Source organism: Nocardia sp. NPDC060255, assembly GCF_042727395.1.
Classification (GTDB): Bacteria; Actinomycetota; Actinomycetes; order Mycobacteriales; family Mycobacteriaceae; genus Nocardia.
In genome coordinates, this window is sequence record NZ_JBHXAU010000009.1 from 119,351 (window position 1) to 135,045 (window position 15,695).

Below are 15,695 nucleotides of genomic sequence, written 5' to 3' on the forward strand. Positions count from 1 at the left end.
GACGACGTTAGGGTGACTGGCGTGACCGCAGATTTGACCAAGCAGCTCGACTCGACCGAGCCGCCGGAATCACCCGACCCCGCCGACGGCGTGGAAGCCAAGGTGGTTGCCGACGCTCCGACCGGGGCACCCGACTCGGGGCGCGGCGTCGTCCGCACGGTCGCACTGCTCGGGTCCGCGACCGCATTGGTCGTCGCCCTCGTCGCCGCCATCTGGTTCGGCACCGGCTGGGTGCGCTCGGCCGTCAGTGATGGCCCGCGCGGCGATGCCCGCGACACCGCGCTCGACGCCGCCCGCCAGGCCGCGCTCAACATGACCTCGATGAACCTCGACGACGTGCCCGGCTCGCTGGCCCTGGCCCGCTCCTCGATGACCGGCACGCTGCTCGACTCGGCCGACAAGAACAAGGACCAGGCCGAGACGCTGGCCAAGCAGACCGGCGTCGGCATGAGGTCCAAGGTGCTCGGCTCGGCACTCACCACGCTGAACAGTGAGAAGGACAAGGCGTCCGCCCTGGTCGTGCTGCAGGTGACCGAACTGGCCAAGGACAAGCCGCCCGCCGATTACCGCTACACCTGGAACATCGACGTGACCAAGACCGGCGACGTCTGGAAGGCCGAGCAGATCTCGTCGCTCAGCCAGCCGGTGCTGCTCAGCGGTGGCCAGGCCCAGTCCCCGCAGGCGCCGCCCGCCGACCAGCCGCCCGCCGCGCCCAAGCCGGGATCGTAGGAGAACCAGTCATGCCGTCTCGTAAGCCGATCAACCGGGTCACCTCCAAGCGCCGCCCCGCCGGTGAACAGCAGGCCCGTGCCGCCGCGCCGCGCACTACGCCGGCCCGCAAGCCGCGAGTGACGGGCACTACCAGGCCCGCGGCGACGCGTCCGGCGCGCGACGACAAGCGTCCCGAGCAGACGAAGATGGTGGGCGGCCGGAAGCAGGCGTTCCGCGGTCCCGGCAGCTCGAAGTCGGGACGCTCGTTCTGGTCGCTGGTCGCCGCCATGCTGATCGCCGCGCTGCTGCTCGGCGGATTCGCCGCGGTCGCCGCGTCGCGCCCCGGCGTCGACGATTCGAACAAGGCGTTCGTCGACAACAAGGCCACCGAGGAGGTGCGGGCGGCCGCCGATCACGCGCTGAAGACCGTATACGCCTACGACGTGAAGAACATCGACGGCTACCGCGACACCGCCAAGCAGGTGCTCACCGGCAAGATGCTGGCTGATCTGGACAAGTACGCCGACACCACCATCTCGGCGGTAAAACAGGCTCAGACCAGCGCCGATGCCAAGGCAGATCCGATCGCTGTGACCTTGCTCACCGATGATCGGGCCGAGCTGCTGGTCAACCTGGTCGTCAGCGCCACCAAGAACGGCGCCGCGCAGCAGAGTGTCGCGGGTCCGATCGTGCTGCACATGCAGAAGGTGGGCGATCGCTGGCTCGCCAGCGACATCGTCGACCAGTGATCTTCTAGTGGCCCAGGGGATCTCACCCTGCCCTGGTCGGGCCCGCCTACTTGACGAGTTTCGCCGGAGCCGTCACGCTATTCACAACAGCGGCAGCTGTCACAGTGGCTCCATTACGCCCCGTCGTCCCCGACGCAGCCAGCGATTCGGACACGGCGCGCCAGCCACGTGAATGTGCGCACGGGTGGTAGGTTGACACCCCCGTGACGGTTGGTGTACGGTTGGACGTTGCGCTGGCTGCCTCCTGTCCATACCTCGATTTGCACACGTAAGTTCCACCTTCCGGTGTTACTTCTGTTGTTGCCTGTTCGGGTTTCGTTCGGGTTGTAACCAGCGGAATTCGTAGCAGACAAGCGACGGTCGCGGACCACCACGCGGCGCGCGTGAGGTGCTGGAAGGACGCATCTTGGCAGTCTCCACCCAGACCAAGGCAGTTGCCGGAATCCCCGGAGCCCCATTGCGGGTGTCTTTCGCGAAGATCCGTGAACCCTTGGAGGTGCCCGGACTTCTCGATCTACAGACGGACTCATTTGCATGGTTGATCGGTTCGCCGTCATGGCGTGAAAAGGTCGCCCTTCGCGGCGATGTCGGGCTAGTCGGGGGACTCGAGGAGGTGCTCGAGGAGCTTTCGCCGATCGAGGACTTCTCCGGCTCGATGTCCCTGTCTTTCTCTGACCCTCGGTTCGAAGAGGTCAAGGCCTCCATCGACGAGTGCAAAGACAAGGACATGACCTACGCGGCGCCGTTGTTCGTCACCGCGGAGTTCATCAACAACAACACCGGTGAGATCAAGAGCCAGACGGTCTTCATGGGAGATTTCCCGATGATGACCGACAAGGGCACGTTCATCATCAACGGCACCGAGCGCGTCGTCGTCTCGCAGCTGGTTCGTTCGCCGGGTGTCTACTTCGACCACTCCGTCGACAAGACCACCGAGAAGGACCTGCACAGCGTGCGCGTCATTCCGTCGCGTGGTGCGTGGCTGGAGTTCGACATCGATAAGCGCGACACCGTTGGTGTCCGCATCGACCGCAAGCGTCGCCAGCCGGTCACCGTGCTGCTGAAGGCGCTCGGTTGGACGAACGAGGAGATCGTCGACCGTTTCGGCTTCTCCGAGATCATGATGTCGACGCTGGAGAAGGACAACACCGCCGGTCAGGACGAGGCGCTGCTGGACATCTACCGCAAGCTGCGTCCGGGCGAGCCGCCGACCAAGGAGTCCGCGCAGACCCTGCTGGAGAACCTGTTCTTCAAGGAGAAGCGCTACGACCTGGCGCGCGTCGGTCGCTACAAGATCAACAAGAAGCTCGGTATCCACCTCGGCGAGCAGGTCACCGGATCGGTGCTCACCAAGGAAGACATCGTCTCCACGATCGAGTACCTGGTCCGCCTGCACGCGGGTGACCGGGTGATGACCGCCCCCGGCGGCGAAGAGGTGCCGGTCGACGTCGACGACATCGACCACTTCGGTAACCGTCGCCTGCGTACCGTCGGCGAGCTCATCCAGAACCAGATCCGGGTCGGCCTGTCGCGCATGGAGCGCGTGGTCCGCGAGCGGATGACGACTCAGGACGTCGAGGCGATCACGCCGCAGACCCTGATCAACATCCGTCCCGTGGTCGCGGCGATCAAGGAGTTCTTCGGAACTTCGCAGCTGTCGCAGTTCATGGACCAGAACAACCCGCTGTCGGGTCTCACCCACAAGCGCCGCCTGTCGGCACTTGGCCCGGGTGGTCTGTCCCGTGAGCGGGCCGGTCTGGAAGTCCGCGACGTGCACACCTCGCACTACGGCCGGATGTGCCCGATCGAGACCCCGGAAGGCCCGAACATCGGCCTGATCGGTTCGCTGTCGGTGTACGCGCGGGTCAACCCGTTCGGCTTCATCGAGACGCCGTACCGCAAGGTGGTCGACGGCCGGGTGACCGACGAGGTCAAGTACCTCACCGCCGACGAGGAGGACAGGCACGTTCGTGCCCAGGCCAACTCGCCGGTCGACGCCGACGGTCGCTTCCTCGAAGACCGGGTGCTCTGCCGCCGCGGTAACGAGGAGAACGAACTCGTCGCCGCCGACGAGGTCGACTACATGGATGTCTCGCCGCGCCAGATGGTGTCGGTCGCGACGGCCATGATCCCGTTCCTCGAGCACGACGACGCCAACCGCGCCCTGATGGGTGCGAACATGCAGCGTCAGGCCGTTCCGCTGATCCGTTCCGAGGCCCCCGTCGTGGGCACCGGCATGGAGCTGCGCGCGGCTGTCGACGCCGGCGATGTCGTGGTGAACGAGAAGGCGGGTGTGGTCGAGGAGGTTTCCGCCGACTACGTCACCGTGATGGCCGACGACGGGACTCGCAAGAGCTACCGGATGCGCAAGTTCGCCCGCTCCAACCAGGGCACCTGCGCGAACCAGCGGCCGATCGTGGACGAGAGCCAGCGGGTCGAGGTCGGCCAGGTGCTGGCCGACGGCCCGTGCACCGAGAACGGTGAGATGGCGCTCGGCAAGAACCTGCTCGTCGCGATCATGCCGTGGGAAGGCCACAACTACGAGGACGCGATCATCCTGTCGCAGCGCCTCGTGGAAGAGGACGTCCTCACCTCGATCCACATCGAAGAGCACGAGATCGACGCCCGCGACACCAAGCTCGGTGCCGAGGAGATCACCCGGGACATCCCGAACGTCTCCGACGAGGTCCTCGCCGACCTCGACGAGCGCGGCATCGTGCGCATCGGTGCCGAGGTTCGTGACGGCGACATCCTGGTCGGCAAGGTCACCCCGAAGGGCGAGACCGAGCTGACCCCGGAAGAGCGCTTGCTGCGCGCGATCTTCGGTGAGAAGGCGCGCGAAGTGCGCGACACCTCGCTAAAGGTGCCGCACGGTGAGTCCGGCAAGGTCATCGGCATTCGCGTGTTCTCGCGCGAAGACGACGACGACCTGCCGCCCGGTGTCAACGAGCTGGTGCGCGTGTACGTGGCGCAGAAGCGCAAGATCCAGGACGGCGACAAGCTCGCCGGTCGCCACGGCAACAAGGGTGTTATCGGCAAGATCCTGCCGACCGAGGACATGCCGTTCATGCCGGACGGCACCCCGGTCGACATCATCCTGAACACCCACGGTGTGCCGCGTCGTATGAACATCGGCCAGATCTTGGAGACCCACCTCGGGTGGATCGGCAAGGCGGGCTGGGATGTCGGCGTAGGCGCGGACGGGACCCGTCCCGACTGGGCCAAGGCGCTGCCGGAGGAGATGCTGGCGGCACCGTCCGACTCCAACATCGCCACCCCGGTGTTCGACGGCGCCCGCGAGGAGGAGCTGACCGGTCTGCTCGCCTCGACCCTGCCGAACCGTGATGGTGATCGCATGGTCGACGACAACGGCAAGGCCACTTTGCTCGACGGCCGCTCCGGCGAGCCGTTCCCGTACCCGGTGGCGGTCGGCTATATGTACATCCTGAAGCTGCACCACTTGGTCGACGACAAGATCCACGCCCGTTCGACCGGTCCGTACTCGATGATCACCCAGCAGCCGCTCGGTGGTAAGGCACAGTTCGGTGGTCAGCGCTTCGGCGAAATGGAGTGCTGGGCCATGCAGGCCTACGGCGCCGCCTACACGCTGCAGGAGCTGCTCACCATCAAGTCCGATGACGTCGTCGGCCGCGTGAAGGTCTACGAGGCGATCGTCAAGGGCGAGAACATTCCGGAGCCGGGCATTCCGGAGTCGTTCAAGGTGCTCCTCAAGGAACTCCAGTCGCTGTGCCTCAACGTCGAGGTGCTGTCTTCGGACGGCGCGGCGATCGAGATGCGCGACGGCGACGACGAGGATCTGGAGCGCGCCGCGGCGAACCTGGGCATCAACCTGTCCAGGAACGAAGCGGCCACCGTCGACGATCTGGCGAACTAGGCGGTCGGCCGAATGTCGTTTGATTCAAACGACATTCGGCCCCGCGTTCCACCAACTAGTGAACTTTTTGCTCGAATTCGACCCGAATAGGGGAAAGGAAGTTACGTGCTAGACGTCAACTTCTTCGATGAACTCCGGATCGGCCTTGCCTCCGCCGACGACATCCGCCAGTGGTCTTTCGGCGAGGTGAAGAAGCCGGAGACCATCAACTACCGCACCCTCAAGCCGGAAAAGGACGGACTCTTCTGCGAGAAGATCTTCGGTCCCACCCGGGACTGGGAGTGCTACTGCGGTAAGTACAAGCGTGTCCGCTTCAAGGGCATCATCTGTGAGCGCTGTGGTGTCGAGGTGACTCGCGCCAAGGTGCGTCGTGAGCGGATGGGCCACATCGAGCTGGCCGCACCGGTTACCCACATCTGGTACTTCAAGGGCGTGCCTTCGCGCCTCGGGTACCTGCTCGACCTGGCGCCGAAGGATCTGGAAAAGATCATCTACTTCGCCGCCTACGTCATCGTCGGTGTCGACGAGGAACTGCGCCACAACGAGCTCAGCACCCTCGAGGCCGAGATGGAGGTCGAGAAGAAGGCCGTCGCCGACCAGCGTGACGCCGACCTGGAGGCCCGCGCCCAGAAGCTCGAGGCCGACCTGGCCGAGCTCGAGGCCGAGGGTGCCAAGTCCGACGTGCGCCGCAAGGTCAAGGACGGCGGCGAGCGGGAGATGCGCCAGCTCCGCGACCGGTCCCAGCGTGAGCTGGACCGGCTCGACGAGATCTGGACCACCTTCACCAAGCTGGCCACCAAGCAGCTCATCGTGGACGAGATCCTCTACCGCGAGCTGATCGACCGCTACGGCGAGTACTTCACCGGTGCCATGGGTGCGGAGTCCATCCAGAAGCTGATGGAGAACTTCGACATCGACGCCGAGGCCGAGAACCTGCGGGAGACCATCCGCAGCGGTAAGGGCCAGAAGAAGCTGCGCGCGCTCAAGCGGCTCAAGGTCGTCGCGGCCTTCCAGACCAACGGCAACTCGCCGATGGGCATGGTGCTCGACGCTGTTCCGGTGATCCCGCCGGAGCTGCGCCCGATGGTTCAGCTCGACGGTGGCCGGTTCGCCACCTCCGACCTGAACGACCTGTACCGCCGCGTGATCAACCGCAACAACCGCCTCAAGCGACTGATCGACCTCGGCGCGCCCGAGATCATCGTCAACAACGAGAAGCGGATGCTGCAGGAGTCCGTCGACGCACTGTTCGACAACGGCCGTCGTGGCCGTCCGGTCACCGGACCGGGTAACCGCCCGCTGAAGTCGCTGAGCGATCTGCTCAAGGGCAAGCAGGGTCGTTTCCGTCAGAACCTGCTCGGCAAGCGCGTCGACTACTCGGGCCGTTCGGTCATCGTGGTCGGCCCGCAGCTCAAGCTGCACCAGTGTGGTCTGCCCAAGCTGATGGCGCTGGAGCTGTTCAAGCCGTTCGTGATGAAGCGTCTGGTCGACCTGAACCACGCGCAGAACATCAAGTCCGCCAAGCGGATGGTCGAGCGTCAGCGTCCCCAGGTGTGGGATGTCCTCGAAGAGGTCATCGCCGAGCACCCGGTGCTGCTGAACCGCGCGCCCACCCTGCACCGTCTGGGCATCCAGGCGTTCGAGCCGCAGCTCGTCGAGGGTAAGGCGATCCAGCTGCACCCGCTCGTCTGTGAAGCGTTCAACGCCGACTTCGACGGTGACCAGATGGCCGTGCACCTTCCGCTGTCCGCGGAGGCGCAGGCCGAGGCCCGCATCCTGATGCTGTCCTCGAACAACATCCTGTCGCCGGCGTCCGGTCGACCGCTCGCCATGCCGCGACTCGACATGGTGACCGGCCTGTACTACCTGACCCGCCTGCAAGAGGGCGCGAAGGGTGAGTACAAGGCCGCGGGCAAGGACAAGGCCGAGTTCGGCGTCTACTCCTCGCCCGCCGAGGCGCAGATGGCGGTGGACCGTGGTGAGCTCACCGTGCGTTCGCTGATCAAGGTCCGGCTCATCCACCAGCGTCCGCCGAAGGAGATCGAGGCGAAGCTGTTCCCGGAGGGCTGGAACCGTGGCGACGCGTGGATCGCCGAGACCACCCTTGGTCGCGTGCTGTTCAACGAGCTGCTCCCGGCGGACTACGCGTTCATCAACGAGCAGATGCCGAAGAAGCGTCAGGCGACGATCATCAACGATCTGGCCGAGCGCTACCCGATGATCGTGGTCGCGCAGACCGTCGACAAGCTGAAGGACGCGGGCTTCTACTGGGCCACCCGTTCCGGCGTGACGGTCTCCATGTCCGACGTGCTCGTGCCGCCGGAGAAGACCGAGATCATGGAGCGCTACGAGGCGCTTGCCGATCAGATCGAGAAGAAGTACCAGCGTGGTGCGCTCGATCACCAGGAGCGCAACAACGCCCTGGTCAAGATCTGGCAGGAAGCGACCGAAGAGGTCGGTACGGCTCTGCGTGCGCACTACCCGCCGGACAACCCGATCATCACGATCGTCGAGTCGGGCGCCACGGGTAACTTCACCCAGACTCGTACCCTCGCCGGTATGAAGGGTCTGGTGACGAACCCGAAGGGTGAGTTCATCCCGCGCCCGATCAAGTCCTCGTTCCGTGAGGGCCTGACCGTGCTCGAGTACTTCATCAACACCCACGGTGCTCGTAAGGGTCTGGCCGATACCGCGCTGCGTACCGCCGACTCGGGTTACCTGACCCGTCGTCTGGTGGACGTCTCGCAGGACGTGATCGTGCGCGAGCACGATTGCGCCACCGAGCGCGGCATCATCGTGCACATCGCCGACAAGCAGGCGGATGGTTCGCTCATCCGCGACGCGCACGTGGAGACCTCCGCGTACGCTCGCACGCTCGCTTCGGACGCGGTGGACGCCAAGGGCAACCTCGTCATCGGTAAGGGCGCCGACCTCGGCGACCCGGCGATCGACGCGCTGCTCGGGGCGGGCATCACCGAGGTTCGGGTGCGCTCCGTGCTGACCTGCACCACCGGTACCGGTGTCTGCGCCACCTGCTACGGCCGTTCGATGGCCACCGGCAAGCTGGTCGACATCGGTGAGGCTGTCGGTATTGTCGCCGCGCAGTCCATCGGTGAGCCCGGTACCCAGCTGACCATGCGTACCTTCCATCAGGGTGGTGTCGCGGGCGATGACATCACCGGCGGTCTGCCGCGTGTCCAGGAGCTGTTCGAGGCCCGCGTGCCGAAGGGCAAGGCTCCGATCGCCGAGGTCAGTGGCCGGGTGCGGATGGAAGACGACGACCGCTTCTACAAGATCACCATCATCCCGGATGACGGTGGCGAAGAGGTTGTCTACGACAAGCTCTCGAAGCGTCAGCGTCTGCGTGTCTTCAAGCACGACGACGGCACCGAGCGTCTGCTCTCCGACGGTGACCACGTCGAGGTCGGCCAGCAGCTGCTGGAAGGCGCGGCGGATCCGCACGAGGTGCTGCGCATCATGGGTCCCCGTCAGGTGCAGATCCACCTGGTCCACGAGGTCCAGGAGGTCTACCGCTCGCAGGGTGTGTCGATCCACGACAAGCACATCGAGGTCATCGTGCGCCAGATGCTGCGTCGCGTGACGATCATCGATTCGGGTGCCACGGAGTTCCTGCCCGGTTCGCTCACCGAGCGTTCCGAGTTCGAGGCCTCCAACCGTCGCGTCGTCGCCGAGGGCAATGAGCCCGCGGCGGGTCGCCCGGTGCTGATGGGTATCACGAAGGCGTCGCTCGCGACGGATTCGTGGCTGTCGGCGGCGTCCTTCCAGGAGACCACTCGAGTCCTGACGGACGCGGCGATCAACTGCCGCTCCGACAAGCTCATCGGTCTCAAGGAGAACGTGATCATCGGCAAGCTGATCCCGGCCGGTACCGGTATCAACCGCTACCGGAACATCACGGTGCAGCCGACCGAAGAAGCCCGTGCCGCCGCGTACGCGGTGCCGTCCTACGACGACACCTACTACAGCCCGGACAGCTTCGGCCAAACCACCGGCGCCGCAGTCCCGCTCGACGACTACGGTTTCAGCGACTACCGCTAACCCGGTACCGCGCAACACCATCCGGCCCCCGCTCCCTTCGGAGCGGGGGCCGTTTGCGTTATCCGCCGACCGTCAATCCCACCAGGCCGTCAACACACCTTCGGTGTACGGCCAGCTCCCGAGCGCGTCACCCATCTCCTCCGCGTTCTCCTGCACGATCACTTCGGTTGCCAGCCAGCCCTCTTCGTCCGCCACCCGAGCCAGTTCTCGCGCCTTGTCCAGGCTTTCGGTCAGCACGAACAGGGTGTCCACATTCCAGGTGTTGTCAGGCAGATCGCGCAGCTTGATCAACGACATAGGCGCAAGCCAATCAGGATGCTCGGCCAAAGCCACCCCGAGCCGATCCATACACACCGCCACCCACAGCTCCCGATGCCGCTCCAAACTCGCGACCACAACCCCACCATCGAAGTCGTTGAACCGCCGCCGCCGCACCAACTCCAGCTGAATCTCCTGCACAGTCGCACTAGAAAGCATCGGACCAGTCATAGCCACTCCCTCCCTCGTACACCCGACCGATTTCAAGCACACCACCGTAGCCAAACCCCCTGCTGCCACCGAAACGACACCGCTGATAAGGCAAGGAGTGGCAGCATCCGTCGGCATTCCGGTGTCACGCCGGTGCCGCACATGCGGATCACATATCATGGGCCAATGCCTCCCGCGAGCCCACTACCCGCCGGTGACCCACACCGTGTGATCACAGGCCCGGACGGTGCTGTCGAGGTGATCGTGAGCTTGAGCGAGTACCAGCAGCTCAAGGCCGAGCGCGAAGAGCTTCGTGTCCTTCGGGAGGCGGAGAACCGAAATCTGATCGCGGCTCAGTTCCGTGAGGGCATGGCGCAGTACGCCGCCGACCCAGCGTCTTTTCGCACCTTGACCCGTGAGGATCTGCAGCGAGAAGACATCTTTGACCGGCCGTAGGTAGTCATTGAGGTCGCTCCCCGTGCGGAGCAACAGATACACGAGCTCCCCGAGCTGCTTAGGGTCAGGGTCCGCTTGGCCATGCTCGACTTGCTGGATGATCCGATGCCCCTTGCTAAGGGCGCCAGGCCCTTTCGCGCGGGCGGTGATGAGATTCCGGATGCCTACGAATGGGATATCGGCGGCGTAACCGTCTTCTACAATTTGGTCGAAACCGGTCCGCTGCTGATCCAGGTGTTCGTCCAGGTCGTTGTGGTCGACGCGCTCTGATCAGCCAAGGTACGGGTGCGCCCGCCGTTCGGTGTGGTGTCGTAGGCGGAGTCGGACCGTCTCGTGGATCGGATGGTTGTCGAGTTCGCTGGGGTGGAGATAGCGAACAGCAGTGGACTCGTTGCTGATCGTCAATTCGCCCCCGATCACCTGCCCGTAGTAGGTGATGTTGAACTCCTGCCGCACCTCTCCGTCGGAGTACTCGATGACGTGCTCAGGATCGGTGTAAATGCCGAGCAGCCCGGTGATTTCGATGTCGAGGCCAGTTTCTTCCTTGGTTTCCCGAATCACGCACTGCTCCAGCGTCTCGCCGATCTCCATCGTCCCACCGGGCAACGACCAGTTCCCCGAATCGGACCGGCGCTGCATCAGAATCGCGCCATGCTCGTCGACGATGAGCGCGGACCCGCCAGGCACCAGGCTATTCGCCGTCGGCGCGTTGGAATCTCGGTAGTAATCCCGCCGGTTGCTCATGCCTGTTCCTGACTTGGGTATGGAGTTACGGACTCCCAGATTTGTTCGAACTGGTCGGCATACGAAGCGAAGATCCCGTGCGGTGATAGCTGCCGTAGGTGTAGCGCGGGGTGTTGGTAGCCGCGGGCTCGGACGAGGTACGGGGTTACGATCATCTGCTTGTCGAATCGGAAGACCGAGTTGTACAGGTGTGTGGTGTGCAGCCCGACAGCGCAGCCGGCGGTCTGTGGCAAAGGACCGAGCATGTTGAGCGCGTTCCGGATTCGGCCCGGCAAGGTGCCGCCCATTTGTTCCAGGACGTCGCGTTCGGCGACGTGCACGCAGTCCGGGTCGGCGAAGGCCAGGCGCATCCGCACACCGCGGCGACACTTGTCGGCGAGGTTGTTGGCAGCGTCGGGCAGCAGCTCGAGGATGAACGGGTACGCGTAGCCGACTACGTCGATTTGTTCGGTCGCGCTGTGCAACAGCGACACCCACACTTCATGTGGGATGTCAGCACGATGGGCGTAAGCGCCGATCACCTCTGCGGTAGCGGGTGTTCCGGTGCTGAGGTCGGGTCGAGCCTGTGGCCATAGATTGGCCTCGGACTCTCCCAGTATGGTCGCTACCGCGAGTCGAGTGCGTCGATGTGGGACTCGCCCGGCCAGCCAGCGATTCACCGTCTTCGCATCGACCGCGACAGCCGTCGCTAACTCAGCTGTATCGAGCTGGGCTCGAAGCATCGCCGATCGAAGGCGCTGGCTCATACGTCCACCGTAGCGGACATTTTAGGGACGTTTGAGGGCATCTGAAATGTCCCGCGAAGTGTCCTACCAGGAGTTCCGGCGTCCTGTAATCGCTCGTAGCGTCGTAGCCGTAATTGCTCGAAACAGTCGGAGCCCGTGGGTGTTCCGTCAGCTCCGAGGTGGTGCCGACGTCCTGCACCGGAGCATCGAGTGGCGGGCATGAGCTGTCGCCCATGCCCGCCGCTCTCCAGGCAACGGTTCGAGGAGGGATTGTGGCTTACCTGCTTGCAGTGGCATTCGGAACGCTTTTGGTCCTCGGCATCGTCGCCTTGGTGGCATGGGACGACGTGCGCGATCGAGGTAAGGACGAGCCGCGACTGCCCGACGATGGTGATCGGTGAGTGCCGCACCGCTGCGGTGACATCACCTGGTTCGGGGGTGGAAAGAGTGATGGGAAATTTATTTTTGGGGGAATATTTTCTGTAAGAATATTTTCAATTGAAGGGGTTTGGTTGGTGGGTGGTGCGGGAGCACGGCTGCGGCCTGCCGAATCCTGGTCCGCCCGTTGCGAAAGCGAGTCGCTTCATGACCGAGTACCACCAGATCTTCGATCTCGGTGATTTCACCACACAGCATGGTGCCACGCTGCGCGGAGCCTTCCTGGCGTACACCACCTACGGTGTGCTCAATGCCGAGAAGAGCAACGCCATCGTCTATCCGACGTGGTACTCGGGGCGACATTGGGACAACGAGTGGTTGATCGGCGCGGGGATGGCGCTCGATCCGGCCGAGTATTTCATCATCGTGCCGAACATGCTCGGCAACGGCCTGTCCAGCTCGCCGAGCAACACCCTGCAGCCCTACGATCGCGCGCGCTTCCCCGACATCACCGTCTACGACCAGGTGGCGGCCCAATATCGTTTGGTGACCGAGAAATTCGGCATCGAGCGGCTCGCGTTGGTGACCGGCTGGTCCATGGGCGCTGGGCAGACGTATCAGTGGGCGGTGAGTCATCCCGAGATGGTCGAGCGGATCGCCCCGTTCTGCGGTTCCGCGCGAACGAGCTTGCACAACAAGGTTTTCCTGGAAGGCGTCAAGGCGGCGCTGACCGCCGACTCGGCGTTCGCGGGCGGCTGGTACGGCGAGAACTGGCCGACCACCGGATTGCGCGCGCTGGCAAGGGTTTACGCGGGCTGGGGCTTCTCCCAAGCCTTCTACTGGCAGAAAGAGTACGAGAAGCTCGGCTACACCTCCCTGGAGGACTTCCTCATCGGCTTCTGGGAAGGCTTCTTCCTCGACGGCCGCGACCCGAACAACCTGCTCACCATGCTGTGGACCTGGCAGCACGCCGACGTCGGCCGCACGCCCGGCTTCGACGGCGACACCGAGGCCGCGCTCGCCTCGATCAAGGCGACCACCCTGGTCCTGCCCGCCGAGAAGGACCTGTACTTCCCGCCGGAGGACGAGGCCTGGGCCGTCTCGCATATCCCCGACGCCGAACTCCGCGTGATCCCCGGCATCTGGGGCCACTTCGCCGGCCACGGCAAGAACCCCGAAGACACGCAATTCATCGACGCCGCGCTAAGCGACCTACTCGGCAAACCCGGTGGCCTGGCCTGACCTCGGGCAGTGAACTACACACTCGCGGTGGCACTCGGCGCGCTGCTGCTCATCGGCATCGTCGTGCTTGCGGCCTGGGATGACCCTGCGCGACCGAGGCGAAGACCGAACCGGGCAACCCGAAACGGAGCACAGTGACCTGAACCGTCCTTGAGTTCACCCGAGGATCGTGATGGTTCCTGGGATTCATTCAGGTGTCACCGCGACGTCGGCGGTGGCCGTCACAATGGAGGCATGCGTCGAACGGGTGCGGTGGGCGTCGCGGCGATCCTGCTGGGCGGTGTCTTGAACATGGGTGCGGCGTCGGCGGGTGGGCCGCCTGCGCAGTTCGATCTGCAGGCGCATCGTGGCGGGGCGGCGCTGGTGGTGGAGAACACGCTGGCCTCGTTCACGAATGCGCTGGAGCTCGGTGTGCGCACACTGGAATTGGACGTACAGATCACCGAGGACGGGTTTCCGGTGGTGACTCATGACCGGGATCCGAGTCCGGACAAGTGCGTCGACACCGCCCCGGCCTTCCCCGGCGATCCGAAGTTTCCTTATGTGCCGGGCACCAGGTTCATTCGAGACCTGACATTGGCTCAGGTCCGCACCATCGACTGCGGCTCGAAGCGATTGGCCGCCTTTCCGGATCAGCGAACGGTACCGGGTGCCCGAATGCCGTTGCTGTCCGAGGTTTTCGACCTTGTGCACGCCTATCGCGCCGACGAGGTCATGCTGAACGTAGAGTCCAAAGTCGAAGCGGGAGCGCCGGAACAAACCGCGCCCCGCGAGCAATTCGTGCAAGTGATCGCGGCGGAAGTGCGGCGCGCGCACCTCGAAAATCAGGTCACCATCCAAAGTTTCGACTGGGGCTCCCTCATGCGCATGCGCGAGGTCGCACCGGAATTGCCGCTCGTCGCATTGACCAACGGACAGCAATTCCTGCAGGAAGGCCAGCCCGGCGCGTCGCCATGGTTGGGCGGCATCGACATCGATGACTTCCAAGGCTCACTCCAGGAGAAATTCGTCAGCGCCGCAGCATCTTTCGGTGCCGACGCGGTATCGCCGGTACATGGCGACCCGCAGGACGGCAGCGTCGAAGACCCTGGTTATCAACCTTTCACCACGGCAGGTCTGGTCCAAGCCGCCCATCGGCGCGGAATACGAGTGATTCCGTGGACGGTCGACGACCGGCCCACCATGACCGCGATGATCGACCTCGGCGTGGACGGCCTCATCACCAACCGCCCAGACCTGCTGCGCACCATCCTCGCCGAACGCGGCTACCAGCTGCCGAAGGCATATCATCGGCCATGACCGCGTGCCGGAAATAATCGGTTTCGATGATCGCGCGGCGGTGTTACCGTCGATTCATCGAGAACGACGAAAGGTAACGGACATGATCGGCCACCTCGAATCATCGCTGACACAGTGTGAATTCGCGACGGCTGAGGAATCCGGTTACCGATCCGAGGGTGCACGCCCCGTTTTGTGAGTGCGGCGATATCGCTGAACCACACGGGCCGCATCCGGGAATCGCACGGAGCGGCCCTTTTTCCTCTCGATTCCGATCTGCGTCACGCATCAAGGTCTCGTGCTCTGCGTCAGGGAAAGTTACGCGGACCGGCGTCCGTCACCGTTTCGAAAACGGCTGGTCTCACGGGAGTGAGATGGGGATCGACACCTCAGCTTTCCGCCACCGAGCATCTCGGCAGCACCGCTCCGCATGGACAACACGCACCCCACACGGTATGAAATTAGAACACGTTTCAGTTCTGTAGTGGGAGATGCGATGGACAGCGCGGCCATGGGCGAGTTGGTGATGGCAGGGTTCCAGAAGCTGGGGTTCATCCAGTACACCGGGATCGAAGGGGTGGAGTTCGATGCCGGGCGAAACGTAGTCCGGATGGCGCCACGGCCCGAACACCTGAATCACAACGGCGACCTGCACGCGGCGGTGCTGTTCGGCCTGGCCGAGACCGCGGCGATGGGCGCCTCCGTCTCGGGCATCGTGGACCTGATGGGGGAGACCTTCATCGTCGCCAGGGACGGGCGGATCGAATATCGGGCGCGCGCCAAAGGTGATGCGGGGCCGTATCTTGCGACGTCCGAGATATCCGGCGACATCCTGCAGCAGGTGCGCTCGGATATCGCGGCGCGCACGCCGATCGAACTGGAAGTGCCGGTGAACATCACCGACAACACCGGAAAGTCTGTTGCGGCAGCGGCATTCACTGCGGTCATCCGGCCGCGCAGGTAGTGATCGAGGTGGGTGCGCTCGATGCT

13 protein-coding genes are annotated in these 15,695 nt (G+C 64.3%); 10 read left to right on the forward strand and 3 right to left on the reverse strand.

Annotation, left to right across the window (positions count from 1 at the left end; genetic code table 11):
• The first annotated feature begins 21 nt into the window (after positions 1-21).
• From ACFWF1_RS18820 to ACFWF1_RS18835, 4 genes are all read left to right on the forward strand, one after another.
• Positions 22-729: a hypothetical protein gene (locus tag ACFWF1_RS18820; protein ID WP_379291780.1), complete on the forward strand. Its 708-nt coding sequence runs from the start codon at positions 22-24 to the stop codon at positions 727-729.
• An 11-nt stretch (positions 730-740) separates the two neighbouring features.
• The gene (locus ACFWF1_RS18825) at positions 741-1,460 is read left to right on the forward strand and encodes a hypothetical protein (RefSeq protein ID WP_379291782.1); all 720 of its coding nucleotides are present in this window, start codon (positions 741-743) and stop codon (positions 1,458-1,460) included.
• Between the two features lie 388 nt (positions 1,461-1,848).
• On the forward strand, positions 1,849-5,355 hold the full coding sequence (locus tag ACFWF1_RS18830) for a DNA-directed RNA polymerase subunit beta (protein ID WP_379291784.1): 3,507 nt from the start codon (positions 1,849-1,851) through the stop codon (positions 5,353-5,355).
• Positions 5,356-5,460: 105 nt separating this feature from the next.
• Positions 5,461-9,414, forward strand: a complete 3,954-nt coding sequence (locus ACFWF1_RS18835) for a DNA-directed RNA polymerase subunit beta' (protein WP_379291786.1) — start codon at positions 5,461-5,463, stop codon at positions 9,412-9,414.
• A gap of 72 nt (positions 9,415-9,486) precedes the next feature.
• Here ACFWF1_RS18835 and ACFWF1_RS18840 read toward each other — a convergent pair whose 3' ends face one another.
• Positions 9,487-9,903, reverse strand: a complete 417-nt coding sequence (locus ACFWF1_RS18840; protein WP_379291787.1) for a hypothetical protein — start codon at positions 9,901-9,903, stop codon at positions 9,487-9,489.
• 207 nt (positions 9,904-10,110) lie between these two features.
• On the opposite strand from ACFWF1_RS18840, the gene ACFWF1_RS18845 reads away from it, so the two are divergent.
• Both ACFWF1_RS18845 and ACFWF1_RS18850 read left to right on the forward strand, forming a co-directional pair.
• Positions 10,111-10,338 (forward strand): hypothetical protein, encoded by a 228-nt coding sequence (locus ACFWF1_RS18845; RefSeq protein ID WP_379291788.1) that lies wholly within the window; start codon positions 10,111-10,113, stop codon positions 10,336-10,338.
• 75 nt (positions 10,339-10,413) lie between these two features.
• Entirely contained in the window at positions 10,414-10,608 is a 195-nt protein-coding gene (locus ACFWF1_RS18850) for a hypothetical protein (RefSeq protein WP_379291790.1), read from the forward strand.
• On the opposite strand, the gene ACFWF1_RS18855 is transcribed toward ACFWF1_RS18850, so the two are convergent.
• Both ACFWF1_RS18855 and ACFWF1_RS18860 read right to left on the reverse strand, forming a co-directional pair.
• On the reverse strand, positions 10,609-11,082 hold the full coding sequence (locus ACFWF1_RS18855) for an NUDIX domain-containing protein (protein ID WP_379291792.1): 474 nt from the start codon (positions 11,080-11,082) through the stop codon (positions 10,609-10,611).
• On the reverse strand, positions 11,079-11,555 hold the full coding sequence (locus ACFWF1_RS18860; protein WP_379291793.1) for a hypothetical protein: 477 nt from the start codon (positions 11,553-11,555) through the stop codon (positions 11,079-11,081). The genes ACFWF1_RS18855 and ACFWF1_RS18860 overlap by 4 nt, the downstream gene beginning before the upstream one ends.
• A gap of 524 nt (positions 11,556-12,079) precedes the next feature.
• On the opposite strand from ACFWF1_RS18860, the gene ACFWF1_RS18865 reads away from it, so the two are divergent.
• The 4 genes from ACFWF1_RS18865 (at position 12,080) to ACFWF1_RS18880 (ending at position 15,669) form a co-directional block, all read left to right on the forward strand.
• Positions 12,080-12,208: a hypothetical protein gene (locus ACFWF1_RS18865; protein ID WP_379291794.1), complete on the forward strand. Its 129-nt coding sequence runs from the start codon at positions 12,080-12,082 to the stop codon at positions 12,206-12,208.
• A 184-nt stretch (positions 12,209-12,392) separates the two neighbouring features.
• Positions 12,393-13,427: an alpha/beta fold hydrolase gene (locus tag ACFWF1_RS18870; RefSeq protein ID WP_379291796.1), complete on the forward strand. Its 1,035-nt coding sequence runs from the start codon at positions 12,393-12,395 to the stop codon at positions 13,425-13,427.
• A gap of 234 nt (positions 13,428-13,661) precedes the next feature.
• Entirely contained in the window at positions 13,662-14,726 is a 1,065-nt protein-coding gene (locus tag ACFWF1_RS18875) for a glycerophosphodiester phosphodiesterase family protein (RefSeq protein ID WP_379291798.1), read from the forward strand.
• A gap of 475 nt (positions 14,727-15,201) precedes the next feature.
• Positions 15,202-15,669, forward strand: coding sequence for a PaaI family thioesterase (locus ACFWF1_RS18880; RefSeq protein ID WP_379291800.1), 468 nt, complete (start codon positions 15,202-15,204; stop codon positions 15,667-15,669).
• Positions 15,670-15,695 lie beyond the last annotated feature (26 nt).